The following is a 22,653-nucleotide window of genomic DNA, read 5'->3' as shown; positions in this document are numbered from 1 at the left end:
AGTAGCCTAACAACGTAGGCCGGATAAGGCGTTTTTGCCGCCATCCGGCAGAATTAAATGAGTAACCAAAACGATGAGTCTGAACCTGGTAAGTGAACAATTGCTAGCGGCGAATGGCCTGAAACATCAGGATCTGTTTGCCATTCTGGGCCAACTGGCCGAACGCCGTCTTGACTACGGCGATCTCTATTTTCAGTCGAGCTATCACGAATCCTGGGTTTTAGAAGACCGCATCATTAAAGACGGCTCTTACAATATCGATCAGGGTGTTGGCGTGCGCGCCATCAGCGGCGAAAAAACAGGGTTTGCCTATGCAGACCAGATCAGCCTGCTGGCGCTGGAGCAAAGTGCTCATGCTGCCCGTACTATCGTGCGTGACAGCGGTGACGGCAAAGTAAAAACGCTGGGAGCGGTTGAGCATCAGGCGCTTTACACTTCGGTTGATCCGTTACAGAGCATGAGCCGCGAAGAGAAACTGGATATTCTGCGTCGCGTTGATAGCGTGGCCCGTGCCGCCGACAAACGCGTCCAGGAAGTAACCGCCAGCCTGACCGGTGTTTATGAACTGATCCTGGTAGCAGCGACCGACGGTACGTTGGCCGCTGACGTTCGCCCGCTGGTACGCCTGTCCGTAAGCGTCCAGGTCGAAGAGGACGGTAAGCGCGAGCGCGGTGCCAGCGGTGGTGGCGGTCGTTTTGGCTATGACTATTTCCTTGGCGGCCTTGATGGTGAAGTCCGTGCTGACGCTTGGGCGAAAGAAGCCGTACGCATGGCGTTAGTTAATTTGTCCGCGGTAGCAGCGCCTGCTGGTACGCTGCCGGTAGTACTCGGCGCTGGCTGGCCTGGCGTTCTGCTGCATGAAGCGGTCGGTCATGGTCTGGAAGGTGACTTTAACCGCCGTGGTACCTCGGTATTCAGCGGTCACATGGGTGAGCTGGTGGCGTCGGAACTGTGTACCGTTGTGGATGATGGCACAATGGCGGACCGTCGTGGCTCTGTGGCTATTGATGATGAAGGCACACCGGGTCAGTACAACGTGCTGATCGAAAACGGTATTCTGAAAGGCTACATGCAGGACAAACTGAACGCGCGCCTGATGGGCGTCGCGCCAACGGGTAACGGTCGCCGTGAATCTTACGCGCACCTGCCGATGCCACGTATGACCAACACCTACATGCTGCCGGGGAAATCCACGCCGCAGGAAATCATCGAATCCGTTGAATACGGCATTTATGCGCCTAACTTCGGCGGCGGCCAGGTGGATATCACCTCCGGGAAATTTGTGTTCTCGACGTCTGAAGCGTATCTGATTGAAAACGGTAAAGTAACCAAACCGGTGAAAGGCGCGACGCTGATTGGGTCTGGTATCGAAGCGATGCAGCAGATTTCGATGGTAGGTAACGACCTGAAGCTGGATAACGGGGTTGGTGTGTGCGGTAAAGAAGGGCAGAGCCTGCCGGTGGGCGTGGGCCAGCCGACGCTGAAGGTGGATAACCTGACGGTAGGTGGTACTGCATAACATCATGATGTATGCCCGATAAGCACCAGCGCTATCGGGCATCTTTCCGGACGCGGCGTCAACGCCTTATCCGGCCAATACTCTTTTTATTTCTCTTTTCCCCGGCCGTACATCCCCTGAAAAAGCTGCGCTACATCGACAAAATACTCCGTCAGATAGTTAATCACCACCTGGACCTTGAGCGGCAGTTTGTCTTTTTCGGTATATAGCGCATAGACCGGACGCGGATCCGACTGGTAGCGGGGAAGGAGGATCTCCACTTCGCCACGATTGATCTCATTGATCACCCACATTAGCGGCACATAGGCAATGCCTGCACCCGCAGCCAGCCAGCGCACCAATGTCATCGGATCGTTAGTCACAAAACGACCCTCTGGGATCAGGCGGGTGGAAATTCCTTCCGGAGCGATAAGCTCGAATTCATTATCCGGGCGCACGCTGTATTCCAGCCACGAGTGGTTGCTGAGATCGGCGGGTTTCTCCGGGGCACCAAACTGTGCGAGATAGCTTTTAGCCGCGCAGACCACCATCGGCATGGCGCCCAGGCGACGCGAGAACAGACTGGAGTCCTGCAACGCACCGACGCGGATGACCACGTCCAGACCATCGGCGATTAAATCCGGTGCCGGGATGCCTGTTACCAGATTTACCGTCAGACCGGGGTATTCCTTCAGCATGGTCGCAGTCAATCCGGCGAGGACATTTTGTGCCATGGTTGAAGAACAACCAATGCGCAGCGTACCGATGGGCGTGTTGTTAAAGGCATAAAGCTGTTCGTGAACATCCTGCGCTTCGTGCAGCATTCTCCGGCAGCCCTGATAGTAAATTTTACCAGCTTCGGTCAGCCCAATGCTGCGTGTACTGCGGTTTAACAACTTGACCTGTAGCTCATCTTCCAGTTTAGAGACCGTCTGGCTTATCGATGAAACGCTCATTTGTAGCTGTCTTGCGGCGGCGGTGAAGGAGCCCAGTTCGACGACTTTGGCGAACACCGACATACGTTTTAATCGTTCCATTGTTCACTCTGGCTTAAAAGTGATTTAGATCACATAATATAGATAACAGCATAACAGTTACGTTAATATATTATTATTCAAATAACAGCTATGTCGCTCTCGCCTGGCTCATCCTTGCCCTTCTCTGCGGTGACATACGCTAGAAAATCTATCACCTGCACTCTCTTAAGTTACCAAGGTCAACATGAGTCTGTTTCCCGTTATCGTGGTGTTTGGTTTGTCCTTCCCACCGATTTTTTTCGAATTACTTTTGTCACTGGCGATTTTCTGGCTGGTGCGCCGGATGCTGGTTCCAACCGGCATCTATGATTTTGTCTGGCATCCGGCTCTGTTTAACACCGCGCTGTATTGCTGCCTGTTCTATTTAATAACGCGCCTGTTCGTTTGAGGTTGAAGTGAAAACACTAACAAAAAAACTCTCCCGTACGGCCACGACTCTCGTACTGGTCATTCTGGCCTTCATCGCTATTTTTCGCGCATGGGTGTATTACACCGAGTCGCCATGGACACGTGATGCGCGTTTCAGCGCGGAAGTTGTCGCTATTGCGCCGGATGTTGCGGGTCTTATTTCCAACGTTAACGTCCATGATAACCAACTGGTGAAAAAGGATCAGATTCTGTTCACCATCGATCAGCCACGCTACAAGAAAGCCCTTGAGCAGGCCGAAGCTGATGTTTCTTATTATCAGGTTCTGGCCCAGGAAAAACGCCAGGAGGCTGGACGTCGTAACCGCCTTGGCGTGCAGGCCATGTCTCGTGAAGAGATTGACCAGTCAAACAACGTCCTGCAAACCGTATTACACCAGCTTGCGAAAGCACAAGCGACCCGCGACCTGGCAAAATTAGATCTGGAACGTACCGTCATTCGCGCACCAGCAGACGGTTGGGTCACTAACCTGAACGTCTATAGCGGCGAATTTATTACGCGTGGTTCCACAGCGGTGGCACTGGTCAAACAGCATTCTTTCTATGTGCTGGCCTATATGGAAGAAACGAAACTGGAAGGCGTTCGCCCTGGTTATCGCGCTGAGATCACCCCGTTGGGCAGTAATAATGTCTTAAAAGGCACCGTTGATAGCGTGGCGGCGGGGGTAACAAATGCCAGCAGTACGCAGGATGCAAAAGGTATGGCGACCATTGATTCAAATCTGGAATGGGTGCGCCTGGCGCAGCGTGTACCGGTGCGAATCCGCCTTGATGAACAGCAGGGAACTCTGTGGCCTGCCGGGACAACGGCTACCGTTGTCATTACCGGTAAGCAGGACCGTGATGCAAGCCAGGAGTCCTTCTTCCGTAAAATGGCGCACCGCCTGCGCGAGTTTGGTTAATCGTGATGGGTATTTTCTCCATTGCCAACCAGCATATCCGCTTTGCGGTAAAACTGGCGTGCGCGATTGTACTGGCGCTGTTCGTTGGTTTTCACTTCCAACTTGAGACTCCGCGTTGGGCGGTACTGACTGCGGCCATTGTGGCGGCAGGCCCGGCCTTTGCTGCGGGTGGGGAACCCTATTCAGGGGCTATCCGCTATCGCGGCATGCTGCGTATTGTCGGGACATTTATCGGTTGTATTGCCGGACTGATCATTATCATCAGTATGATCCGCGCTCCGTTATTGATGATCCTGGTGTGCTGTATCTGGGCCGGTTTTTGTACCTGGATCTCGTCACTGGTGAAGATCGAGAACTCCTATGCCTGGGGGCTTTCGGGCTATACGGCGCTGATCATCGTCATTACCATTCAGGCTGAACCGCTGCTGACGCCACAATTTGCGCTCGAACGTTGCAGTGAAATTGTGATGGGGATTGTCTGTGCCATTGTGGCCGATCTGCTTTTCTCTCCTCGTTCGATAAAACAAGAGATTGATGTTGAGCTGGACAGCCTGCTGGTGGCGCAATATCAACTGATGCAGTTGTGCATTAAGCACGGCGACAGCGAGGTCGTGGATAAAGCTTGGGGCGATTTAGTCCGTCGAACGGCGGCGCTGGAGGGCATGCGCAGCAACCTCAATATGGAGTCTTCACGTTGGGTGCGTGCTAATCGCAGACTCAAAGCATTAAACACGCTGTCGCTCACGCTCATTACTCAGTCCTGTGAAACTTACCTTATTCAAAATACCCGCCCGGAACTTATCACCGACACCTTCCGCGAGTTGTTCGATACGCCGGTTGAAACGGTGCAGGATGTCCACAAACAGTTGAAGCGGATGCGTCGGGTTATTGTCTGGACTGGCGAACGTGAAACACCGGTAACGATTTATAGCTGGGCAGGTGCGGCGACGCGCTACCTGCTGCTCAAACGTGGTGTGGTGAGTAATACCAAGATTAGCGCTACGGAAGAAGAGATCCTGCAAGGTGAGCCGGTGGTGAAAGTGGAGTCTGCCGAGCGTCATCATGCGATGGTTAACTTCTGGCGTACCACGCTTTCTTGTGTGCTGGGGACCTTATTCTGGCTATGGACCGGATGGACTTCCGGCAGCGGTGCAATGGTGATGATTGCGGTCGTCACCTCGCTGGCAATGCGTTTGCCAAATCCTCGCATGGTGGCGATAGACTTTATCTATGGGACGTTGGCAGCGTTACCGCTCGGAGCGCTCTATTTCCTGGTGATTATCCCTAATACGCAACAAAGCATGCTGTTACTGTGCCTGAGCCTGGCGGTGCTGGGATTCTTTCTGGGGATTGAGGTACAGAAACGACGGTTGGGATCGATGGGGGCGCTGGCCAGCACCATTAATATCATTGTGCTGGATAACCCGATGACCTTCCACTTTAGCCAGTTCCTTGATAGTGCGCTGGGGCAGATTGTTGGCTGCGTGTTGGCGTTTATCGTCATTCTGCTGGTGCGTGATAACTCTCGTGACAGAACAGGCCGCGTATTGCTCAACCAGTTTGTTTCGGCGGCGGTTTCAGCAATGACCACCAATGTAGTCCGTCGTAAAGAAAATCATCTTCCGGCACTTTATCAGCAGCTGTTTTTACTGATGAACAAGTTTCCCGGCGATCTGGCGAAGTTTCGCCTGGCGCTGACGATGATTATCGCGCATCAGCGCCTGCGTGATGCACCGGTACCGGTAAACGAGGATCTATCCGCATTCCATCGTCAGCTTCGTCGTACTGCCGATCACGTAATTTCAGCAGGAAATGACGACAAGCGCCGACGCTACTTTAGCCAGTTACTGGAGGAGCTCGAGGTCTACCAGGAGAAATTAATCATCTGGCAAGCACCGCCGCAGGTGACCGAGCCGGTAAAACGACTCAGTGGGATGCTGCACAAATACCAGCATGCGCTGGTCAGTAATTAAGAGTTGAAAACCGACGCTAAAAGCGTCGGTTTTTTTATGGCTATACTTACCTGAAAATGCGAGAGACCCCTGGATATTGGCGGTCTGTAGAGTAGCTGGCGTCGGGATGGTGGCTATAGATGAACATCTATACATTTGATTTTGACGAGATAGAAGATCAGGGCGATTTCTACCGCGAGTTCACGCGCACATTCGGTCTGGCCCGGGAAAAGGTGGTTGATTTGGATTCTCTGTGGGAGGTGGTGATCGGGGAAGTCTTGCCGCTGCCGCTGGAGATTGAATTTGTCCATTTACCGGACAAGCTGCGCAGGCGATACGGCGCGTTGATTTTACTGTTCGATGAAGCGGAAGAAGAGCTGGAAGGGCAGTTGCGTTTTAACGTTCGTCACTCAATGTAAGACATAAAAAAGCCCCCGGCAGGCGGGGGCAAGTCGTCGGACTTAGACGACGAGGGTTTATTTGTAGAGTTCTGCAGTAGCGTGCCAGTGAGCACCTTCACGGAGTTCGGTGACGCGATAGCTGCTGGCGCCTGCTTTTTCAGCTTTAGCGGCGATGGCCTGACGCATGTCCATTGGTGAACTACCGATCTGAGAGACGGAGACGCTACCGATGGATTGCAGATTCTGTGCTTCTTGTGAGTTCACCTGAGTAACCGCGGCGCTTGCACCGAAGGAGAGAACAGAAAGAAGGCTTAAGGTTGCAATAGTAGTTTTGATTTTCATGATATTTACCTCGTCGAATTCTTTTATTGGGGGTCTGTGTTTCGTGACCCTCATCACAAAATCAAGTATACACTAATCACTCAATAAATTAATACCACGCTAATTGTTTCACTGGGTTTTGAGTGTTAAGAAAATGATTTTTTATAACTCAATGGAATTAAAAAGAGCATTTCAAACAGCTTATACAAAATAAATTTAATTAAATCATGTAGATGCTTTGTTTTGCAAAATGTGCGTTTTTAAGGCTGCATATTCACCATGTGAATGTGTTTTGATGGTTAAACGCACCATTTGTTAAATCAATAGCAGTGGAAAAGAGAAGGAGGGGGATGAAAAGAGAGTGTTTTCCCCCGCCGCGAGGCGACGGGGAGGCGGTATTACAGTTCTTGTTCGAACAGTTCCAGAATGGCTTCGTACAGATCTTTTACCGTAAAACCCTTAGCTGGGGTGGTGAAGATGGTATCGTCACCTGCAATCGTACCCAGGATACCTTCCGCTTTCCCCAATGAGTCCAGCAGACGTGCAATCAACTGAGCAGCGCCAGGGCTGGTATGAATAACCACGACCGCATCGTTATAGTCGATATCCAACACCAGATTTTTCAGCGGGCTGGAGGTCGTGGGTACGCCCAGCTCCGCCGGAAGACAGTACACCATTTCCATTTTCGCATTGCGGGTACGCACGGCGCCAAATTTGGTCAGCATGCGTGAAACCTTGGACTGATTGATATTATCAAAGCCCTGATCCTGCAACGCGAGGACGATTTCGCCTTGAGAGCTGAACTTTTCTTCTTTAAGCAGCGCTTTAAACGCCTTTACTAATTCTTCTTGTTTTGCCGAGCTTCGCATAAGTCACCCGTAATATGGCGGTAGAAACAACATTATTGTGCATACAGATGAATTTTTATGCAAACAGTCTGCCTTGTTCAAGGCTGAAATAATGTTATGAAAGAGCGGAATTTTATCAAATTTCGTTATCAAGAAACATGCCTGTGTCACGGCTCGCAAATAAGGTTAAAAGTAAATTAAATGTTATCAAATTGATGTTGTTTTGAGAGGCGGGTAGGGTATATTGTCAGCACCTGTTGGAAAGTTGCTCTACTGTGTGGGTGGTTTTGAATTACGTAACTTAGGTTTTATTTTACGTAAGTTAAATGCATAAAAGCCAAATTTGCGTGACTACGCATTCTTGACGCGTGGTTGTTGTATTCATTGGATTTGTGAATTAAGGTCGCCGCCGCGGAGCAATAGACATTTTGCTTATCAATATAATAAGGAGTTTAGGATGAAAGTTGCAGTCCTCGGCGCTGCTGGTGGTATCGGTCAGGCGCTAGCATTACTGTTAAAAACCCAACTGCCTTCAGGTTCAGAACTCTCCCTGTACGACATCGCTCCAGTAACACCTGGTGTGGCCGTTGATTTGAGCCATATCCCTACTGCTGTGAAAATCAAAGGCTTCAGCGGCGAAGATGCTACCCCTGCACTGGAAGGTGCTGATGTGGTACTGATCTCTGCGGGTGTCGCACGTAAACCGGGTATGGATCGTTCCGACCTGTTCAACGTCAACGCCGGAATCGTGAAGAACCTGGTGCAGCAAGTTGCTAAAACCTGCCCGAAAGCGTGTATCGGTATCATCACCAACCCGGTGAATACTACCGTTGCTATCGCTGCAGAAGTGCTGAAAAAAGCAGGCGTATACGATAAGAACAAACTGTTTGGCGTGACCACGCTGGACATCATCCGCTCCAACACCTTTGTTGCGGAACTGAAAGGCAAACAACCAGGCGACGTTGAAGTTCCGGTTATTGGCGGCCATTCTGGCGTGACCATCCTGCCACTGCTGTCACAAATTCCTGGCGTAAGCTTCACCGAACAAGAAGCAGCTGACCTGACTAAACGTATCCAGAATGCGGGTACTGAAGTTGTGGAAGCCAAAGCCGGTGGCGGTTCTGCAACCCTGTCTATGGGTCAGGCTGCTGCACGTTTCGGCCTGTCCCTGGTTCGCGCATTGAGCGGCGAAAAAGGTGTGGTTGAATGTGCTTACGTTGAAGGCGACGGCCAGTATGCTCGTTTCTTCTCTCAGCCGCTGCTGCTGGGTAAAAACGGCGTAGAAGAGCGTCAGTCTATCGGCAAGCTGAGCGCGTTTGAACAAAGCTCGCTGGAAGGCATGCTGGATACGCTGAAAAAAGATATTACTCTGGGCGAAGAGTTCGTTAAGTAACGCGAGAGAGGCCTGCGTGTATTTGTAGGCCTGATAAGCGTAGCGCCATCAGGCATTACGTACTAACTCTCTACGATATCGCCTAATAAAAACCGGAGCCAACATGCTCCGGTTTTTTTATGGTCAGTAGGCCGCCAGACGTGACGTTAATTGGTGGCTGGGTATTCCTGGATCGTTACCTGCAGCGTCAACTGTTTGTCATCACGCATCACGACAACGGAGATAACTGAACCTGGTCGAATCTCTGCCACCTGGTCCATCGTTTCCAGCGCAGACACCGCCGGTTTGTTATTGACCGAGATAATCAGATCGTTAACCTGAATGCCTGCCTGTGCTGCCGGACCATCCGGGGAAACTTCGTTAACCACAATCCCCTGAATTTGATCCATCCCGCCGCCCTGAGCGTGCAGTGGTGCAATTTCGCGACCGCTGATACCGATGTAGCCACGAATCACGCGCCCGTCACGAATCAGCTTATCCATGATTTTAGTCGCCAACTGAAACGGAATGGCAAAACCGATCCCTTCCGGGGTTTCGCCATCGTTGCTCTTATCAAATGACAGCGTGTTAATCCCCATCAATTCACCCAGTGAGTTGACCAGCGCACCGCCGGAGTTTCCGTGGTTGATGGAAGCATCTGTTTGCAGGAAGTTTTGCCGTCCTGTCGGGTTCAGGCCAATTCGACCGGTGGCGCTGATGATCCCCTGAGTGATGGTTTGCCCAAGGTTGTACGGGTTACCGATGGCGAGTACTACGTCACCAATGTGCGGCACGCGTTTGTTATTAATTGGGATTGTTGGCAGCCCGCCAGTGGCGTTGATTTTCAGCACCGCAAGGTCGGTTAACGTATCAGACCCCACAAGCAGCGCTTCAAATACGCGGCCGTCCTGCAATGCGACGATGATTTGGTCGGCATCGTTAATGACGTGCTTATTGGTAATGATATAGCCGCGCTGATCCATGATAACGCCTGAGCCGAGCGTGCGGATCTCAAGCTGGTTGTGCGCGGTACTGTTCATACTGCGGTTATAAACGTTCACAACGGCAGGCGCTGCGCGGCGAACCGCCGAGTTATAGCTGGCAGGCGTTTCATCTGCACTGTCGAACTGCGGTGCGGTAAGCGTATTAATTTTTCGCAGAGAGGGCATCGCGGCCAGCAGGATGGCGCCGACGATTAAACCAATCGCGACCGAACGTAAAAGCTTCACAAACATGATGGCGGCGTCATTAATAAAGGGAACGGCAGCAGCATATCACGAGTTTGCCGGACATCACACGAGGGGCTGATGTCCGGTTGCATGCGTTAACGCAGGAGCAGGTAAATACTCTCGTTACCGCGCACCACCTGCAGAGCAATGATCGACGGTTTCGCTTCCAGCACTTTTCGCATTTCGGCGATTGAGTTTACGCGATCGCGGTTAACGCCAATGATAACGTCATCTTTATGCAGACCGGCCTGTGCGGCAGGGCTGCTTTTTTCTACGTTATCAATTCTGATGCCTTTGGTGCCGTCTTTTAACTGACCGTCGCTGAGCGTGGCCCCTTGCAACGCAGGCGCAATCATCTCTGCGCTGGCGGACGATGATGTGCTGGTATCGAGGGTGACTTCAACCTCGAGCGGTTTACCGTTACGCAGCAGGCCCAGTTTGACCTTGGTCCCAGGTTCAGTTGTCGCAATGCGTGAACGCAGTTCGGCGAAGCTGTTGAGCGGTTTACCGTTGAGGCTGGTAATGACGTCACCTGATTTCACCCCTGCTTTTGCGGAGCCGGAGTTAGGCAGAACCTCACTGACAAACGCGCCACGCTGTACGTCCAGTTTGAACGCTTTGGCGATATCCGAGGTCATTTCGGTGCCTTTGATACCCAACAGACCGCGTTTGATTTCACCAAACTGCATCAGCTGCTGTGCCAGCGTGCGCGCCATGTTGCTCGGGATTGCAAAACCAATCCCGATGCTGCCGCCGCCGGGGGCCAGAATCGCGGTGTTAATACCGATCAGCTCACCGTTCAGGTTGAGCAATGCGCCGCCGGAGTTACCGCGGTTGATAGAGGCGTCAGTCTGAATAAAGTTTTCCAGACCTTCCAGGTTCAACCCACTGCGACCCAAGGCAGATACAATGCCGGAGGTGGCTGTTTGACCCAAACCGAACGGGTTACCCACAGCCACCGCGAAATCACCCACGCGGAGTTTATCGGAGTCAGCAATGGCAATTTGCGTCAGGTTGCTGGGGTGCTGAATTTGTAGCAGTGCGATATCGCTCTGATCGTCGCTGCCGATAAGCTTAGCGTCGAACTCACGGCCATCATTAAGCTGAACGCTGATTTTTTGCGCCTGATTAATAACGTGGTTATTGGTCAGAACATAGCCTTTGGCTGCGTCAATGATGACCCCTGAGCCCAGCCCTTCAAAGGGTTGTGACGGTTGATCGGGAAGTTCATCACCAAAAAACTTTTTGAACTCTTCCGGGACTTTCTGCCCCTGAGTGGCAGTACCTTCAACCCTTACGCTCACCACTGCAGGTAACACTTTCTCCAGCATCGGAGCGAGGCTGGGAAGCGCAACCTGACCGGGAACCTGGCCGGGGATAGACGCTGCGGCCGGGAATGGCGCCGAGAGAGTTAACCCGACACTTAACGCTAATGCACTCAACAGCTGGGTTTGTTTTTTCATGGATCCTGCTCTCGTACCTTGAGTAAACGGAAGATGATTCAAAACAGGTTGATGTTATTGAATTTTCGGTTAGGTCACAATGCGGCTAACGACTAAATAATAGCTGGGACAGGAAGAGAAGCGGAGGGCGCAATTGCTGCGCCCAATAAATTTCTTAACGATGTGCGGTTAGTCGCGCTTTGCGCCGCTACGCAGCAGGCCGGATGCCCCTTCAGAATAGTCACGTGGCATCTGAACCGGCGCCTGATCGTTGCCTGCTTCAGACTCTGCCAGACGGTTACGGAACGGGTTGTTTTCCGGCGACATACCCGGCAGCAGGTTGCTGGAGCTTTTCGCCATGTGCTGGTAAATCTGACGATAATCATCCGCCATGTTATCCAGCAATTCAGCGCTGCGGGCAAAGTGGCTCACCAGCTCTTCGCGGTACTCTTCCAGCTCAGCTTTATTTTTTTCCAGTTCGTACTGCAATGCCTGCTGTTGGCGTAATTTACGATTACCAAAACGCATGGCTACAGCACCAATAATGATACCGACGACTAACCCAATTAGCGCATATTCCCAGGTCATGAACATCTCCCGTTGTCTTGTGTTTCCGTAGGGTGTTGGCTTTAGGCTCCATGCCTGCGCCTGATTATGCCACTATAACCGCTAATCCCGTAGAAGTGGAATCCCGTGTTTATATCACGTAATGTAGAACGGCCTTTTTTTCGTCAACCGTGAGCGACGGCACATCGATTCTCAAGGAATAACAATAACATCATGCAAAGCCTTTCCCCGACATCGCGTTACCAGCAAGCCCTCAACGACGGCAGTCATCAACCCGACAACGTACAACTCGAAGCCGTGAATCGACTGGAAACAATTTTCCAGGCGCTTACAACGCTAGCACGTCCTGCGCCGCAGGAGAGTGGACTGATGGCGCGTTTTGGTAAATTGCTGGGCAAGCGTGAGTCACCGATCAACGCACCGGTGCGTGGTTTATATATGTGGGGCGGAGTTGGGCGCGGAAAAACCTGGCTGATGGATCTGTTCTACCATAGCCTGCCGGGCGAACGTAAACAGCGTTTGCACTTTCACCGTTTTATGCTGCGCGTGCATGAAGAGCTTACTGCCTTACAGGGGCAGAGCGATCCGCTGGAAATCATCGCCGACCGCTTTAAGGCCGAAACGGACGTGCTGTGCTTCGACGAATTTTTTGTTTCTGATATCACCGATGCCATGCTGCTTGGCGGCCTGATGAAGGCGCTGTTTGCCCGCGGTATTACGCTGGTGGCGACCTCCAATATTCCGCCAGATGAGCTGTATCGCAACGGTTTGCAACGCACGCGTTTTCTTCCTGCCATTGATGCCATCAAACAGCATTGTGACATCATGAATGTCGATGCCGGCGTCGATTATCGTCTGCGTACCTTAACGCAGGCGCATTTGTGGTTGTCGCCATTGAATGAGGAAACCCGCCAGCAGATGGATAAGCTTTGGCTGGCATTAGCGGGAACCAAAGGTGAACATGCGCCAACGCTGGAGATCAATCATCGTCCGATGCAAACCCTGGCCGTCGAAAACCAAACGCTGGCGGTGTCGTTTACCACGCTCTGCGTCGATGCCCGGAGTCAGCATGACTATATTGCGCTGTCGCGTCTGTTTCACACGGTGCTGTTGTCTGATGTGCCGGTCATGACCCCGCTGATGGAGAGTGAAGCGCGACGCTTTATCGCATTGGTGGATGAGTTCTACGAACGCCACGTCAAGTTGGTGGTCAGTGCGGCATCACCCCTCTATGAAATTTATCAGGGCGAGCGTCTGAAGTTTGAATTTCAGCGTTGTTTGTCGCGTTTGCAGGAGATGCAAAGCGAAGAGTATCTGAAGCGGGAACATTTAGCCGGTTAAACCTGCCGCAAATCACATAAAGGGGTCGATCTTTGACCCTGACTTCTCTATAATCTTGCGACCCCACGTTACGAGAGAGTTTTTTTCCCAAAACTTTCTATGCGCCGGCATAGGCTATTCGAAGGGGTAGGTTTGCTGGACAATGTCGTGTGAACCTCAACTGACAAAACGTTTGGGTGTTCACCAACGTGTAACTTATTTATTTGGGTAAGCTTTTAATGAAAACTTTTACAGCTAAACCAGAAACCGTAAAACGCGACTGGTATGTTGTTGACGCGACCGGTAAAACTCTGGGCCGTCTGGCTTCCGAACTGGCTCTGCGCCTGCGCGGTAAGCACAAAGCGGAATACACTCCGCACGTAGATACCGGTGATTACATCATCGTTCTGAACGCTGACAAAGTTGCTGTAACCGGCAACAAGCGTACTGACAAAGTGTACTATCACCACACCGGCCACATCGGTGGTATCAAACAAGCGACCTTTGAAGAGATGATTGCTCGCCGTCCTGAGCGTGTGCTTGAAATCGCGGTTAAAGGCATGCTGCCAAAAGGCCCGCTGGGTCGTGCTATGTTCCGTAAACTGAAAGTTTACGCTGGCAACGAGCACAACCACGCGGCACAGCAACCGCAAGTTCTTGACATCTAATCGGGATTATAGGCAATGGCTGAAAATCAATACTACGGCACTGGTCGCCGCAAAAGTTCCGCAGCTCGCGTTTTCATCAAACCGGGCAGTGGTAAAATCGTAATCAACCAACGTTCTCTGGAACAGTACTTCGGTCGTGAAACTGCCCGCATGGTAGTTCGTCAGCCGCTGGAACTGGTCGACATGGTTGAGAAACTGGATCTGTACATCACTGTTAAAGGTGGTGGTATCTCTGGTCAGGCTGGTGCGATCCGTCACGGTATCACCCGCGCTCTGATGGAGTACGACGAATCCCTGCGTGGCGAACTGCGTAAAGCTGGCTTCGTTACCCGTGATGCTCGTCAGGTTGAACGTAAGAAAGTCGGTCTGCGTAAAGCACGTCGTCGTCCTCAGTTCTCCAAACGTTAATTGTACTCTGCTTCGGCAGACGACAATTTGCGAAAAAACCCGCTTCGGCGGGTTTTTTTATCGTTATTTCTCGCCTCAGATCCACGGTAATCCGCTGATTGCCACCTCTTTTTCCCCATTTCAAGAATCGACTCACCACAAAGGTCACAAAATCTGGTAAACTATCATCCAATTTTCTGCCCAAATGTCCGGTATCGTTCATTTTTTGTTTGTATTTTGAACAGTAATGACTTTCCCGAGTCTGGGTGACATCACTTCTGGCTGGCCACTGAGTGGCTGGTAGCAGTAAAAATTCTGAATATACCTGGAGGTTTTCATGGCTGTCGCTGCCAACAAACGTTCGGTAATGACGCTGTTTTCTGGTCCTACTGACATCTATAGCCATCAGGTCCGCATTGTGCTGGCTGAGAAAGGTGTTAGTTTCGAGATTGAGCATGTGGAGAAGGACAATCCACCTCAGGATCTGATCGACCTCAACCCGAATCAGAGCGTACCGACACTGGTGGATCGTGAGCTGACCCTGTGGGAATCTCGCATCATTATGGAATACCTGGATGAGCGCTTCCCGCATCCGCCGCTGATGCCGGTTTACCCGGTTGCGCGTGGTGAAAGCCGCCTGTACATGCAGCGTATTGAAAAAGACTGGTACACGCTGATGAACGTCATCGTGAACGGTTCTGCATCTGAAGCCGAAGTCGCGCGTAAGCGTCTGCGCGAAGAACTGCTGGCGATCGCGCCAGTATTTGGCCAGAAACCTTACTTCCTGAGCGATGAGTTCAGCCTGGTAGACTGCTATCTGGCGCCGCTGCTGTGGCGTTTACCGCAGCTGGGTATTGAATTCAACGGTGCAGGTTCGAAAGAACTGAAAGGGTACATGACTCGCGTCTTCGAACGAGACTCTTTCCTGGCTTCTCTGACTGAGCCTGAACGTGAAATGCGTCTGGGCCGGGGTTAACCTGTATGGATTTGCCACAGCTAACACCACGCCGTCCGTATCTGCTGCGCGCGTTCTATGAGTGGTTGCTGGACAACCAGCTCACGCCGCATCTGGTGGTGGATGTGACGCTCCAGGACGTGCAGGTTCCAATGGAATATGCGCGTGACGGGCAAATTGTTCTGAATATTGCACCGCGTGCGGTGGGCAACCTGGAACTGGCTAACGATGAAGTGCGCTTTAACGCGCGCTTCGGTGGTGTGCCGCGTCAGGTGTCTGTGCCGTTGGCTGCCGTTCTGGCAATTTATGCACGTGAAAATGGCGCCGGTACGATGTTCGAACCGGAAGCCGCCTACGACGAAGATGTTGCCAGCTTAAATGATGACGACAACGACGCGTCTGGTTTTGAGAGTGAAACGGTCATGTCGGTCATTGATGGCGATAAACCTGATAATGGCGACGACAACGATCCGGATGATACTCCGCCACCGCCTCGCGGTGGGCGTCCAGCGCTGCGCGTAGTGAAATAAATAGTGAAATAAGAAAACAGGCCCTTTCGGGCCTGTTCTGTTTTCTGGCTTTGGTATCAATAAAACAGCGCGATGGTGGCTACCATATTCACCACAAATCCTACTGCCATCGGGATTGCTGTACGTTTTACCACTTCAAAGGGCGATACGCCGGCAATACCCGATGTCACGACAATTACAGCGGTTATGGGTGACACTGCGCGGGCAAGCGTAGTGGCAAAATGCATCGGCATAATCATTACTACGGCAGGAATATGCAGCCCGGCGGCAATATCCGGAATGAGGCTGGCAAAAGACATAAACGGCGCGTTGCCTGACCCCATGACGATCGCGCAGGCGGCGATGACCACCGCCATGATGATCATCACGCCGATACCGCCAAGACCGGAATGCTCTGCGCCTTTTATTACGGCGTCGACAGTCCCGATAGTCGTCAACCCTTTCGCAAAGATTTCACCGGCGACCACCAGGGTGACAACGTTGGCAAACTGCGTCCCCATGCCGTCAAAAAAAGCCTGCACATCATCCATCGTTTCGCGCAGATTATGTTTATGCAGGAATTCAACAAACATAGTCAGCGTCATGCTCATTAACATCACCACCACCAGATTCAACTCAGCTTTCATTAGCCCCATTTGTGCAAGAGCAAGCGAGCCCAGCATCAGGATCAGCGGCATCACCGGCAAAATGGCGTAATAGAGCGGGGGTACGTTTTCCAGCGTCTTTTGTTCCGCAAATCCGTTACTTTCCGGTGCGGCTTTTTTATCAAATTGACGCTGAACGAAAAAATGCGCAATGGCGACGGCGACAATGACACACGACGCGACGGGCAACTGGTATTGAAAGAAATAGGTGGCGATTTTCATGCCCGCGACCTGCGCGGCAAAAATAGAGTTGGTTTCCAGAATGCCCCATTCAATCGACATCGAAGTGGCAATGACCGCAACAGCGGATAAACGGCTCACGCCAAGACTAACCAGCGTTGGGAACAGCGTCACCATCAGCAACATACCTAACCCGGATGCGCTGGTAATGAACTGCGCCATGATCTGACCAATCACATAGGTGGCGGCAAGAACTACATAGGGGGAACGGATTAGCTTGAGCGGGCGACTTAACAGGCTAACCATCGCTCTGCTGGCCCCCATCCTGTCCATATAACGGGCATAACCGCCCACCGCCATGATTGATAACCCCAGTCCGGCCGCGCGGTTGGAGAGCATACGCAAAATTTCATTGTAAATATCGACCAGTAGATAGCCACTGCTTTTGTCGTTAGTGACCAATGCGCCGTAGCCCAGCCAGACGCCGCAGATCATCAGGAAGATCCCGGCGGCGGCCAACACGACCTGCGGTTTGTAGTTTTTGAGGATCAGGTAACCCATCGTTAATAAAACGATGACAGAGATAATGATGCCGAACATTGTTTCACTCCATGTCAGAGAAGAAGATAAATCCGGTAATAACGCTGCTGTCAAAACGGATGTTATATTTTTCTGGGCATTTTTTATGGAGTGAATATCTTATTTTTAATTCGATGGTGTGATTATTTATCGTTATAAAATAGATGGTTATGATAAATTATCACGTTCATATTCATAATTTTCATGAAGGTGTTTAACTCGATTCAATTAAAATGAGGCAGAAGATACTCGCTTAAAATAATATTGCTGTTACGTATATTATCAATAGGCCAGCCGGATCAGATCGTCCATCATTTCACCCTGCTTTCGATCCTGTGTTAGGATAAACCCGCTGTTGTTTGTCACCACGACTTAGCTGAATGGACCCTATGAACGCATTTGATTCGCAAGCTGAAGACTCTCCATCCACCATTGGCCGCAGCTTACGCAGCCGCCCGCTGGCGCGTAAAAAACTGTCTGAAATGGTTGAAGAAGAACTGGAGCAGATGATTCGTCGTCGGGAGTTTGGCGAGGGCGAACAGTTGCCGTCTGAGCGGGAGCTGATGGCCTTCTTTAACGTGGGCCGTCCTTCTGTACGAGAAGCGCTGGCCGCGTTAAAACGCAAAGGTCTGGTACAAATCAACAACGGCGAGCGCGCCCGCGTTTCGCGTCCTTCAGCTGATACCATCATCAGCGAGCTGTCTGGTATGGCGAAAGATTTCCTCGCACATCCCGGCGGCATTGCCCACTTCGAGCAGTTGCGACTGTTCTTTGAATCCAGCCTGGTACGATACGCCGCCGAACATGCGACAGATGAGCAAATCGACAGACTGGCTAAAGCACTGGAGATCAACAGCCAGTCGCTCGATGACAATACGTTGTTCATCCGCTCGGACGTTGATTTTCACCGTGTACTGGCTGAGATCCCGGGCAATCCTATCTTTATGGCTATCCATGTTGCGCTGTTAGACTGGCTGATTGCCGCCCGTCCGACCGTCGCCGATCAAGAGTTGTATGAGCACAACAACGTGAGTTATCAGCAGCATATCGCGATTGTCGACGCAATTCGCCAGCGCGATCCTGAAGAAGCTGACCGCGCACTGCAAGAACACCTCAATAGCGTTTCCGCGACCTGGCATGCCTTCAGCAAAAGTAAAAAGTTGCGTAAGTGATCGCGATCCCGACGATCGTTTAAACACAAAATCATTCAAGTTGCATCAAGGCGGCAAGAGAGCGAGTTCCCTGGAGCATAGATAACTATGTGACAGGGGTGAGCGAACGCAGCTAACGCAGAGGCGGCTCGAAGGATGAAGTGTTTAGTGAAGTAGATCGCACTATAAGCGTTCTGTATTGTATTGCTGCTTATTTGATCTGGTATAACAGGTATAAAGGTATGTAGTCAGATAACACTAATCATCGTCAGAGGTCGTTATGGCAAGAGATTTAAAAGGCGTAATGCCAGCGTTGTTAACCCCATTCGATAACCAACAGAGACTGGACATCGAGAGTCTGCGCCGCCTGGTGCGTTTCAACATTGGTCAGGGTGTCGATGGGCTCTATGTCGGTGGCTCAACGGGTGAGGCCTTTGTCCAAAACCGCGTTGAAAGAGAGCAGGTGCTGGAAATTGTGGCCGAAGAAGCGAAAGGCAAGGTGACGCTGATCGCTCATGTTGGCACGGTGAGCACCGAAGAAAGCCAACAGCTGGCGAGCGCCGCGCATCGTTACGGCTTTGATGCAGTTTCGGCCGTCACGCCGTTTTACTATCCGTTCAGCTTTGAAGAGCATTGCGACCACTACCGCGCAATTATTGATTCAGCTAATGGATTGCCGATGGTGGTCTATAACATCCCGGCGCTGAGCGGCGTAAAACTGACTCTGGATCAGATCAACACGCTGGTGACGCTACCTGGCGTTGGCGCGCTGAAACAAACTTCCGGCGATCTCTATCAGATGGAACAGATCCGCCGCGCTCATCCCGATCTGGTGCTTTATAACGGTTATGACGAGATCTTTGCTTCTGGTTTGCTGGCGGGTGCAGATGGCGGTATCGGTAGCACTTACAACATCATGGGGTGGCGCTATCAGGGAATTGTGAAAGCGCTCAAAGAAGGCGACATCCGCACGGCGCAAAAGCTGCAAACTGAGTGCAATAAGGTTATCGATCTGCTCATTAAGGTTGGCGTGTTCCGCGGCCTGAAAACGGTACTGCACTATATGGATGTGGTTTCTGTCCCACTGTGCCGTAAACCCTTTGCCCCGGTAGATGAACAATATCTGCCGGAACTGAAAGCGCTGGCAAACCAACTGCTGGCGGAAAAGGCGTAATCACGGGTCGCCGGGGGCGCTTCGCTTGCCCGGCCTGGATTTTCGACCGTAGGCCGGGTAGGGCAAAGCCAGTACCCGGCACAACAACAAAAATCGTCGGGAGAGTAAAATGAGTACTTCTACCCAGAACATCCCGTGGTATCGCCATCTCAATCGGGCACAATGGCGGGCATTTTCCGCCGCCTGGCTGGGATATTTGCTTGATGGTTTCGATTTTGTGTTAATCGCCCTGGTGCTGACAGAAGTGCAGGGCGAATTCGGACTGACGACGGTGCAGGCTGCCAGTCTGATCTCGGCCGCCTTTATCTCCCGTTGGTTTGGCGGATTAATGTTGGGGGCCATGGGCGATCGTTACGGACGCCGCCTGGCGATGGTCACCAGCATCATTCTGTTCTCCGTGGGGACGCTGGCCTGCGGCTTTGCGCCGGGCTACACCACCATGTTTATCGCCCGACTGGTTATCGGTATGGGAATGGCCGGTGAGTATGGTTCCAGCGCAACCTATGTTATTGAAAGTTGGCCTAAACATCTGCGAAACAAAGCCAGTGGTTTCCTGATTTCCGGCTTTTCCGTTGGTGCCGTGATCGCCGCCCAGGTCTACAGTCTGGTGGTCCCGGTCTGGGGATGGCGCGCGCTGTTCTTCATCGGCATCCTGCCAATTATCTTCGCCCTCTGGCTGCGTAAAAATATTCCGGAAGCGGAAGACTGGAAAGAAAAACACGAAGGCAAAGCGCCAGTGCGCACGATGGTGGACATTCTCTACCGGGGCGAGCATCGGGTAATTAATATTCTGATGACGCTCGCCGCTGCAACTGCGCTGTGGTTCTGCTTTGCTGGCAACCTGCAAAATGCGGCTATCGTGGCGGTCCTGGGACTGATATGCGCCTTTATCTTCATTAGCTTTATGGTGCAAAGCAGCGGGAAACGCTGGCCGACGGGCGTGATGCTGATGGTGGTCGTGCTATTTGCCTTCCTGTACTCGTGGCCGATTCAGGCGCTGTTGCCAACCTATCTGAAAACGGAACTGCTGTACGATCCTTCCACGGTGGCCAGAGTGCTCTTCTTTAGTGGCTTTGGTGCGGCGGTCGGTTGTTGCGTCGGCGGTTTTCTTGGTGACTGGCTGGGCACGCGTAAAGCCTATGTCTGCAGTCTGCTGGCCTCGCAGTTGCTGATTATTCCGGTGTTTGCAATAGGCGGTTCAAACGTCTGGGTACTGGGTTTGCTGCTGTTTTTCCAACAAATGCTCGGCCAGGGGATCTCCGGGATCTTACCAAAACTGATTGGCGGCTATTTCGATACCGATCAGCGTGCGGCGGGATTGGGCTTCACCTATAACGTGGGCGCACTGGGCGGGGCTTTGGCACCGATCATCGGCGCGCTGATTGCCCAACGTCTGGATCTGGGCACCGCGCTGGGATCGCTCTCCTTCGGCCTGACATTTGTGGTGATCCTGCTGATTGGTCTCGATATGCCGTCCCGCGTACAGCGCTGGCTGCGTCCTGAAGCGTTACGTACGCATGACGCCATCGATGGTCGACCGTTTAGCGGGGCCGTGCCGTTCGGCGGTGACAAAAGCACCATGGTGAAATCCAAAAGTTAATCCAATTGCCCGGTGCTGAACCGGGCAATAGCCGTAAGGGAAGAATATGTCGTTCTTTGAGCTACAGAGCGCCACTACGATGCATGAGGCGGCGTCATGACCACACTGGCGATTGATATTGGCGGCACCAAATTGGCTGCCGCGCTGGTAGCGAACAATCAGCAAGTCCGCGAGCGGCGTGAACTGCCGACGCCTGCCAGTAAAACGCCGCAAGCGCTGCGCGCCGCGTTACAAACACTGGTTGCACCGCTACAGGGGCGTGCTAATCGGGTGGCGATCGCCTCGACGGGGATTATCCGTGAGGGGGCTTTACTGGCGCTGAATCCGCATAACCTCGGCGGGTTGATGCATTTTCCGCTGACACAAACGCTGGAGCAAATCACCGACCTGCCGACGCTGGCCGTCAATGACGCACAGGCAGCGGCGTGGGCTGAGTACCATGCGCTTGGTGGTGAGTACCGCGATCTGGTGTTTATTACCGTCTCCACAGGCGTGGGCGGGGGAATCGTCAGCGGTGGGAAACTGCTGACCGGAGTCGGCGGTCTGGCTGGGCATCTGGGACATACGCTGGCCGATCCTCATGGACCCATGTGCGGCTGCGGGCGTGTGGGCTGCGTTGAGGCGATCGCATCCGGTCGTGGAATAGCGGCGGCTGCCGAAGGCGCGCTTGCCGGATGCGACGCCAAAACTATTTTTAGCCGTGCCGGGCAGGGGGATGAGCAGGCAAGCCGGTTGATCCATCGCTCGGCGCGTACTTTGGCAAGGCTTGTTGCCGATGTGAAGGCCACGACCGATTGCCAGTGCGTGGTCATTGGCGGCAGCGTTGGGCTGGCTGAAGGGTATCTGGCGCTGGTGGAACATTATCTGGCACAAGAGCCTTTGGCCTATCACGTGGAATTGCTGGCGGCGCATTACCGTCATGACGCTGGATTACTGGGGGCCGCGCTGTTGGCCCAGGGAGAATGATGATGATATCAGATGCGTTGAATTCACTGCCTTCTGCCGGATTACATCCGGTCTTGCAGCAGGCGTTAACGCTTGCCATTGCGGCGAATCCGCAGGAGAAGACGCCTGGGCGCTACACGTTGCAGGGCGAGAATATTTTTATGAATGTCATGCAATTTACAACGCAGAGCCCAGAGCATAAGAAAGCGGAGCTGCATCAGCAGTACATTGATATTCAGATGCTGTTGTCCGGCGAAGAACGGATTCTGTTCGGGATGACCGATTCTGCTCGTCACTGTGAAGAGATGCACATCGAGGATGATTATCAGCTGTGCAGCCAGATTGCCGATGAACAGGCTATGGTACTGAAGCCGGGAAAATTTGTGATTTTTATGCCGGGCGAGCCGCATAAACCGGGTTGTGTGGTGCAGGCCCCGATGGACATCAAAAAAGTGGTGATCAAAGTCCGCGCCAGCTTATTACAAGCTTGAGAATGAGAGACTGTGTCGGATGGCAAGGCTTACG

The 22,653-nt window shown here is 52.3% G+C and carries 23 protein-coding genes; 16 read left to right on the top strand and 7 right to left on the bottom strand.

Annotated features, from left to right (window positions below; genetic code table 11):
• Positions 1-73: 73 nt before the first annotated feature.
• Complete coding sequence (tldD, locus tag OGY33_RS15195) at positions 74-1,519, top strand: metalloprotease TldD (RefSeq protein ID WP_048236869.1); 1,446 nt, start codon at positions 74-76, stop codon at positions 1,517-1,519.
• Between the two features lie 86 nt (positions 1,520-1,605).
• On the opposite strand, the gene aaeR is transcribed toward tldD, so the two are convergent.
• Positions 1,606-2,535, bottom strand: coding sequence for an HTH-type transcriptional activator AaeR (gene aaeR / locus OGY33_RS15190; RefSeq protein WP_008785957.1), 930 nt, complete (start codon positions 2,533-2,535; stop codon positions 1,606-1,608).
• Between the two features lie 184 nt (positions 2,536-2,719).
• Between aaeR and aaeX the strand changes: the two genes are divergently transcribed.
• From aaeX to OGY33_RS15170, 4 genes are all read left to right on the top strand, one after another.
• Positions 2,720-2,923 carry a p-hydroxybenzoic acid efflux pump operon protein AaeX gene (aaeX, locus tag OGY33_RS15185; protein ID WP_003828816.1) on the top strand — a complete coding sequence of 68 codons (204 nt, stop codon included), beginning with the start codon at positions 2,720-2,722 and terminating at the stop codon, positions 2,921-2,923.
• A 7-nt stretch (positions 2,924-2,930) separates the two neighbouring features.
• Positions 2,931-3,863: a p-hydroxybenzoic acid efflux pump subunit AaeA gene (aaeA, locus tag OGY33_RS15180; RefSeq protein WP_003828814.1), complete on the top strand. Its 933-nt coding sequence runs from the start codon at positions 2,931-2,933 to the stop codon at positions 3,861-3,863.
• A 5-nt stretch (positions 3,864-3,868) separates the two neighbouring features.
• Complete coding sequence (aaeB, locus tag OGY33_RS15175) at positions 3,869-5,836, top strand: p-hydroxybenzoic acid efflux pump subunit AaeB (protein WP_048225741.1); 1,968 nt, start codon at positions 3,869-3,871, stop codon at positions 5,834-5,836.
• A 119-nt stretch (positions 5,837-5,955) separates the two neighbouring features.
• Positions 5,956-6,234 carry a barstar family protein gene (locus tag OGY33_RS15170; protein ID WP_003025168.1) on the top strand — a complete coding sequence of 93 codons (279 nt, stop codon included), beginning with the start codon at positions 5,956-5,958 and terminating at the stop codon, positions 6,232-6,234.
• Between the two features lie 57 nt (positions 6,235-6,291).
• Here OGY33_RS15170 and yhcN read toward each other — a convergent pair whose 3' ends face one another.
• Together yhcN and argR are read right to left on the bottom strand one after the other, a co-directional pair.
• Positions 6,292-6,558, bottom strand: a complete 267-nt coding sequence (gene yhcN, locus OGY33_RS15165) for a peroxide/acid stress response protein YhcN (protein WP_003828812.1) — start codon at positions 6,556-6,558, stop codon at positions 6,292-6,294.
• A 377-nt stretch (positions 6,559-6,935) separates the two neighbouring features.
• Positions 6,936-7,406, bottom strand: a complete 471-nt coding sequence (gene argR, locus OGY33_RS15160; protein WP_003025162.1) for a transcriptional regulator ArgR — start codon at positions 7,404-7,406, stop codon at positions 6,936-6,938.
• Positions 7,407-7,842: 436 nt separating this feature from the next.
• Between argR and mdh the strand changes: the two genes are divergently transcribed.
• A complete protein-coding gene (gene mdh / locus OGY33_RS15155; protein WP_008785953.1) occupies positions 7,843-8,778 on the top strand; it encodes a malate dehydrogenase in 936 nt (311 codons plus the stop codon).
• 146 nt (positions 8,779-8,924) lie between these two features.
• Here mdh and degS read toward each other — a convergent pair whose 3' ends face one another.
• From degS to zapG, 3 genes are all read right to left on the bottom strand, one after another.
• On the bottom strand, positions 8,925-9,992 hold the full coding sequence (gene degS / locus OGY33_RS15150; RefSeq protein ID WP_032945146.1) for an outer membrane-stress sensor serine endopeptidase DegS: 1,068 nt from the start codon (positions 9,990-9,992) through the stop codon (positions 8,925-8,927).
• Between the two features lie 89 nt (positions 9,993-10,081).
• Positions 10,082-11,449, bottom strand: coding sequence for a serine endoprotease DegQ (degQ, locus tag OGY33_RS15145; RefSeq protein WP_191238079.1), 1,368 nt, complete (start codon positions 11,447-11,449; stop codon positions 10,082-10,084).
• A gap of 168 nt (positions 11,450-11,617) precedes the next feature.
• Positions 11,618-12,016, bottom strand: coding sequence for a Z-ring associated protein ZapG (gene zapG / locus OGY33_RS15140; RefSeq protein ID WP_003025147.1), 399 nt, complete (start codon positions 12,014-12,016; stop codon positions 11,618-11,620).
• Between the two features lie 192 nt (positions 12,017-12,208).
• Here zapG and zapE point away from each other — a divergent pair, with 192 nt between their 5' ends.
• The 5 genes from zapE (at position 12,209) to sspB (ending at position 15,855) form a co-directional block, all read left to right on the top strand.
• Positions 12,209-13,336: a cell division protein ZapE gene (gene zapE / locus OGY33_RS15135; protein ID WP_149607298.1), complete on the top strand. Its 1,128-nt coding sequence runs from the start codon at positions 12,209-12,211 to the stop codon at positions 13,334-13,336.
• A gap of 218 nt (positions 13,337-13,554) precedes the next feature.
• Complete coding sequence (gene rplM, locus OGY33_RS15130) at positions 13,555-13,983, top strand: 50S ribosomal protein L13 (RefSeq protein WP_003025141.1); 429 nt, start codon at positions 13,555-13,557, stop codon at positions 13,981-13,983.
• A gap of 15 nt (positions 13,984-13,998) precedes the next feature.
• Positions 13,999-14,391, top strand: a complete 393-nt coding sequence (gene rpsI, locus OGY33_RS15125; protein WP_003025138.1) for a 30S ribosomal protein S9 — start codon at positions 13,999-14,001, stop codon at positions 14,389-14,391.
• A gap of 316 nt (positions 14,392-14,707) precedes the next feature.
• Entirely contained in the window at positions 14,708-15,346 is a 639-nt protein-coding gene (gene sspA, locus OGY33_RS15120; RefSeq protein WP_003025132.1) for a stringent starvation protein SspA, read from the top strand.
• A 5-nt stretch (positions 15,347-15,351) separates the two neighbouring features.
• Positions 15,352-15,855, top strand: coding sequence for a ClpXP protease specificity-enhancing factor (gene sspB, locus OGY33_RS15115; RefSeq protein ID WP_003025130.1), 504 nt, complete (start codon positions 15,352-15,354; stop codon positions 15,853-15,855).
• Between the two features lie 56 nt (positions 15,856-15,911).
• On the opposite strand, the gene dcuC is transcribed toward sspB, so the two are convergent.
• Positions 15,912-17,279 (bottom strand): anaerobic C4-dicarboxylate transporter DcuC, encoded by a 1,368-nt coding sequence (gene dcuC, locus OGY33_RS15110; protein WP_167820734.1) that lies wholly within the window; start codon positions 17,277-17,279, stop codon positions 15,912-15,914.
• A 359-nt stretch (positions 17,280-17,638) separates the two neighbouring features.
• Here dcuC and nanR point away from each other — a divergent pair, with 359 nt between their 5' ends.
• The 5 genes from nanR (at position 17,639) to nanQ (ending at position 22,619) form a co-directional block, all read left to right on the top strand.
• Complete coding sequence (gene nanR, locus OGY33_RS15105) at positions 17,639-18,430, top strand: transcriptional regulator NanR (protein ID WP_103014941.1); 792 nt, start codon at positions 17,639-17,641, stop codon at positions 18,428-18,430.
• 259 nt (positions 18,431-18,689) lie between these two features.
• On the top strand, positions 18,690-19,583 hold the full coding sequence (gene nanA / locus OGY33_RS15100; protein WP_048215450.1) for an N-acetylneuraminate lyase: 894 nt from the start codon (positions 18,690-18,692) through the stop codon (positions 19,581-19,583).
• Between the two features lie 109 nt (positions 19,584-19,692).
• Positions 19,693-21,183: a sialic acid transporter NanT gene (gene nanT / locus OGY33_RS15095; protein WP_003828791.1), complete on the top strand. Its 1,491-nt coding sequence runs from the start codon at positions 19,693-19,695 to the stop codon at positions 21,181-21,183.
• Between the two features lie 96 nt (positions 21,184-21,279).
• On the top strand, positions 21,280-22,149 hold the full coding sequence (gene nanK, locus OGY33_RS15090) for an N-acetylmannosamine kinase (protein WP_149607301.1): 870 nt from the start codon (positions 21,280-21,282) through the stop codon (positions 22,147-22,149).
• A gap of 2 nt (positions 22,150-22,151) precedes the next feature.
• The gene (gene nanQ, locus OGY33_RS15085; protein WP_048216381.1) at positions 22,152-22,619 is read left to right on the top strand and encodes an N-acetylneuraminate anomerase; all 468 of its coding nucleotides are present in this window, start codon (positions 22,152-22,154) and stop codon (positions 22,617-22,619) included.
• Positions 22,620-22,653 lie beyond the last annotated feature (34 nt).

The sequence above is a fragment of the Citrobacter sp. Cpo032 genome, assembly GCF_030332975.1.
Classification (GTDB): Bacteria; Pseudomonadota; Gammaproteobacteria; order Enterobacterales; family Enterobacteriaceae; genus Citrobacter; species Citrobacter portucalensis.
The sequence above is the reverse complement of the archived record's forward strand: the minus strand, read 5'-3'. Positions and strand labels throughout refer to the sequence as shown.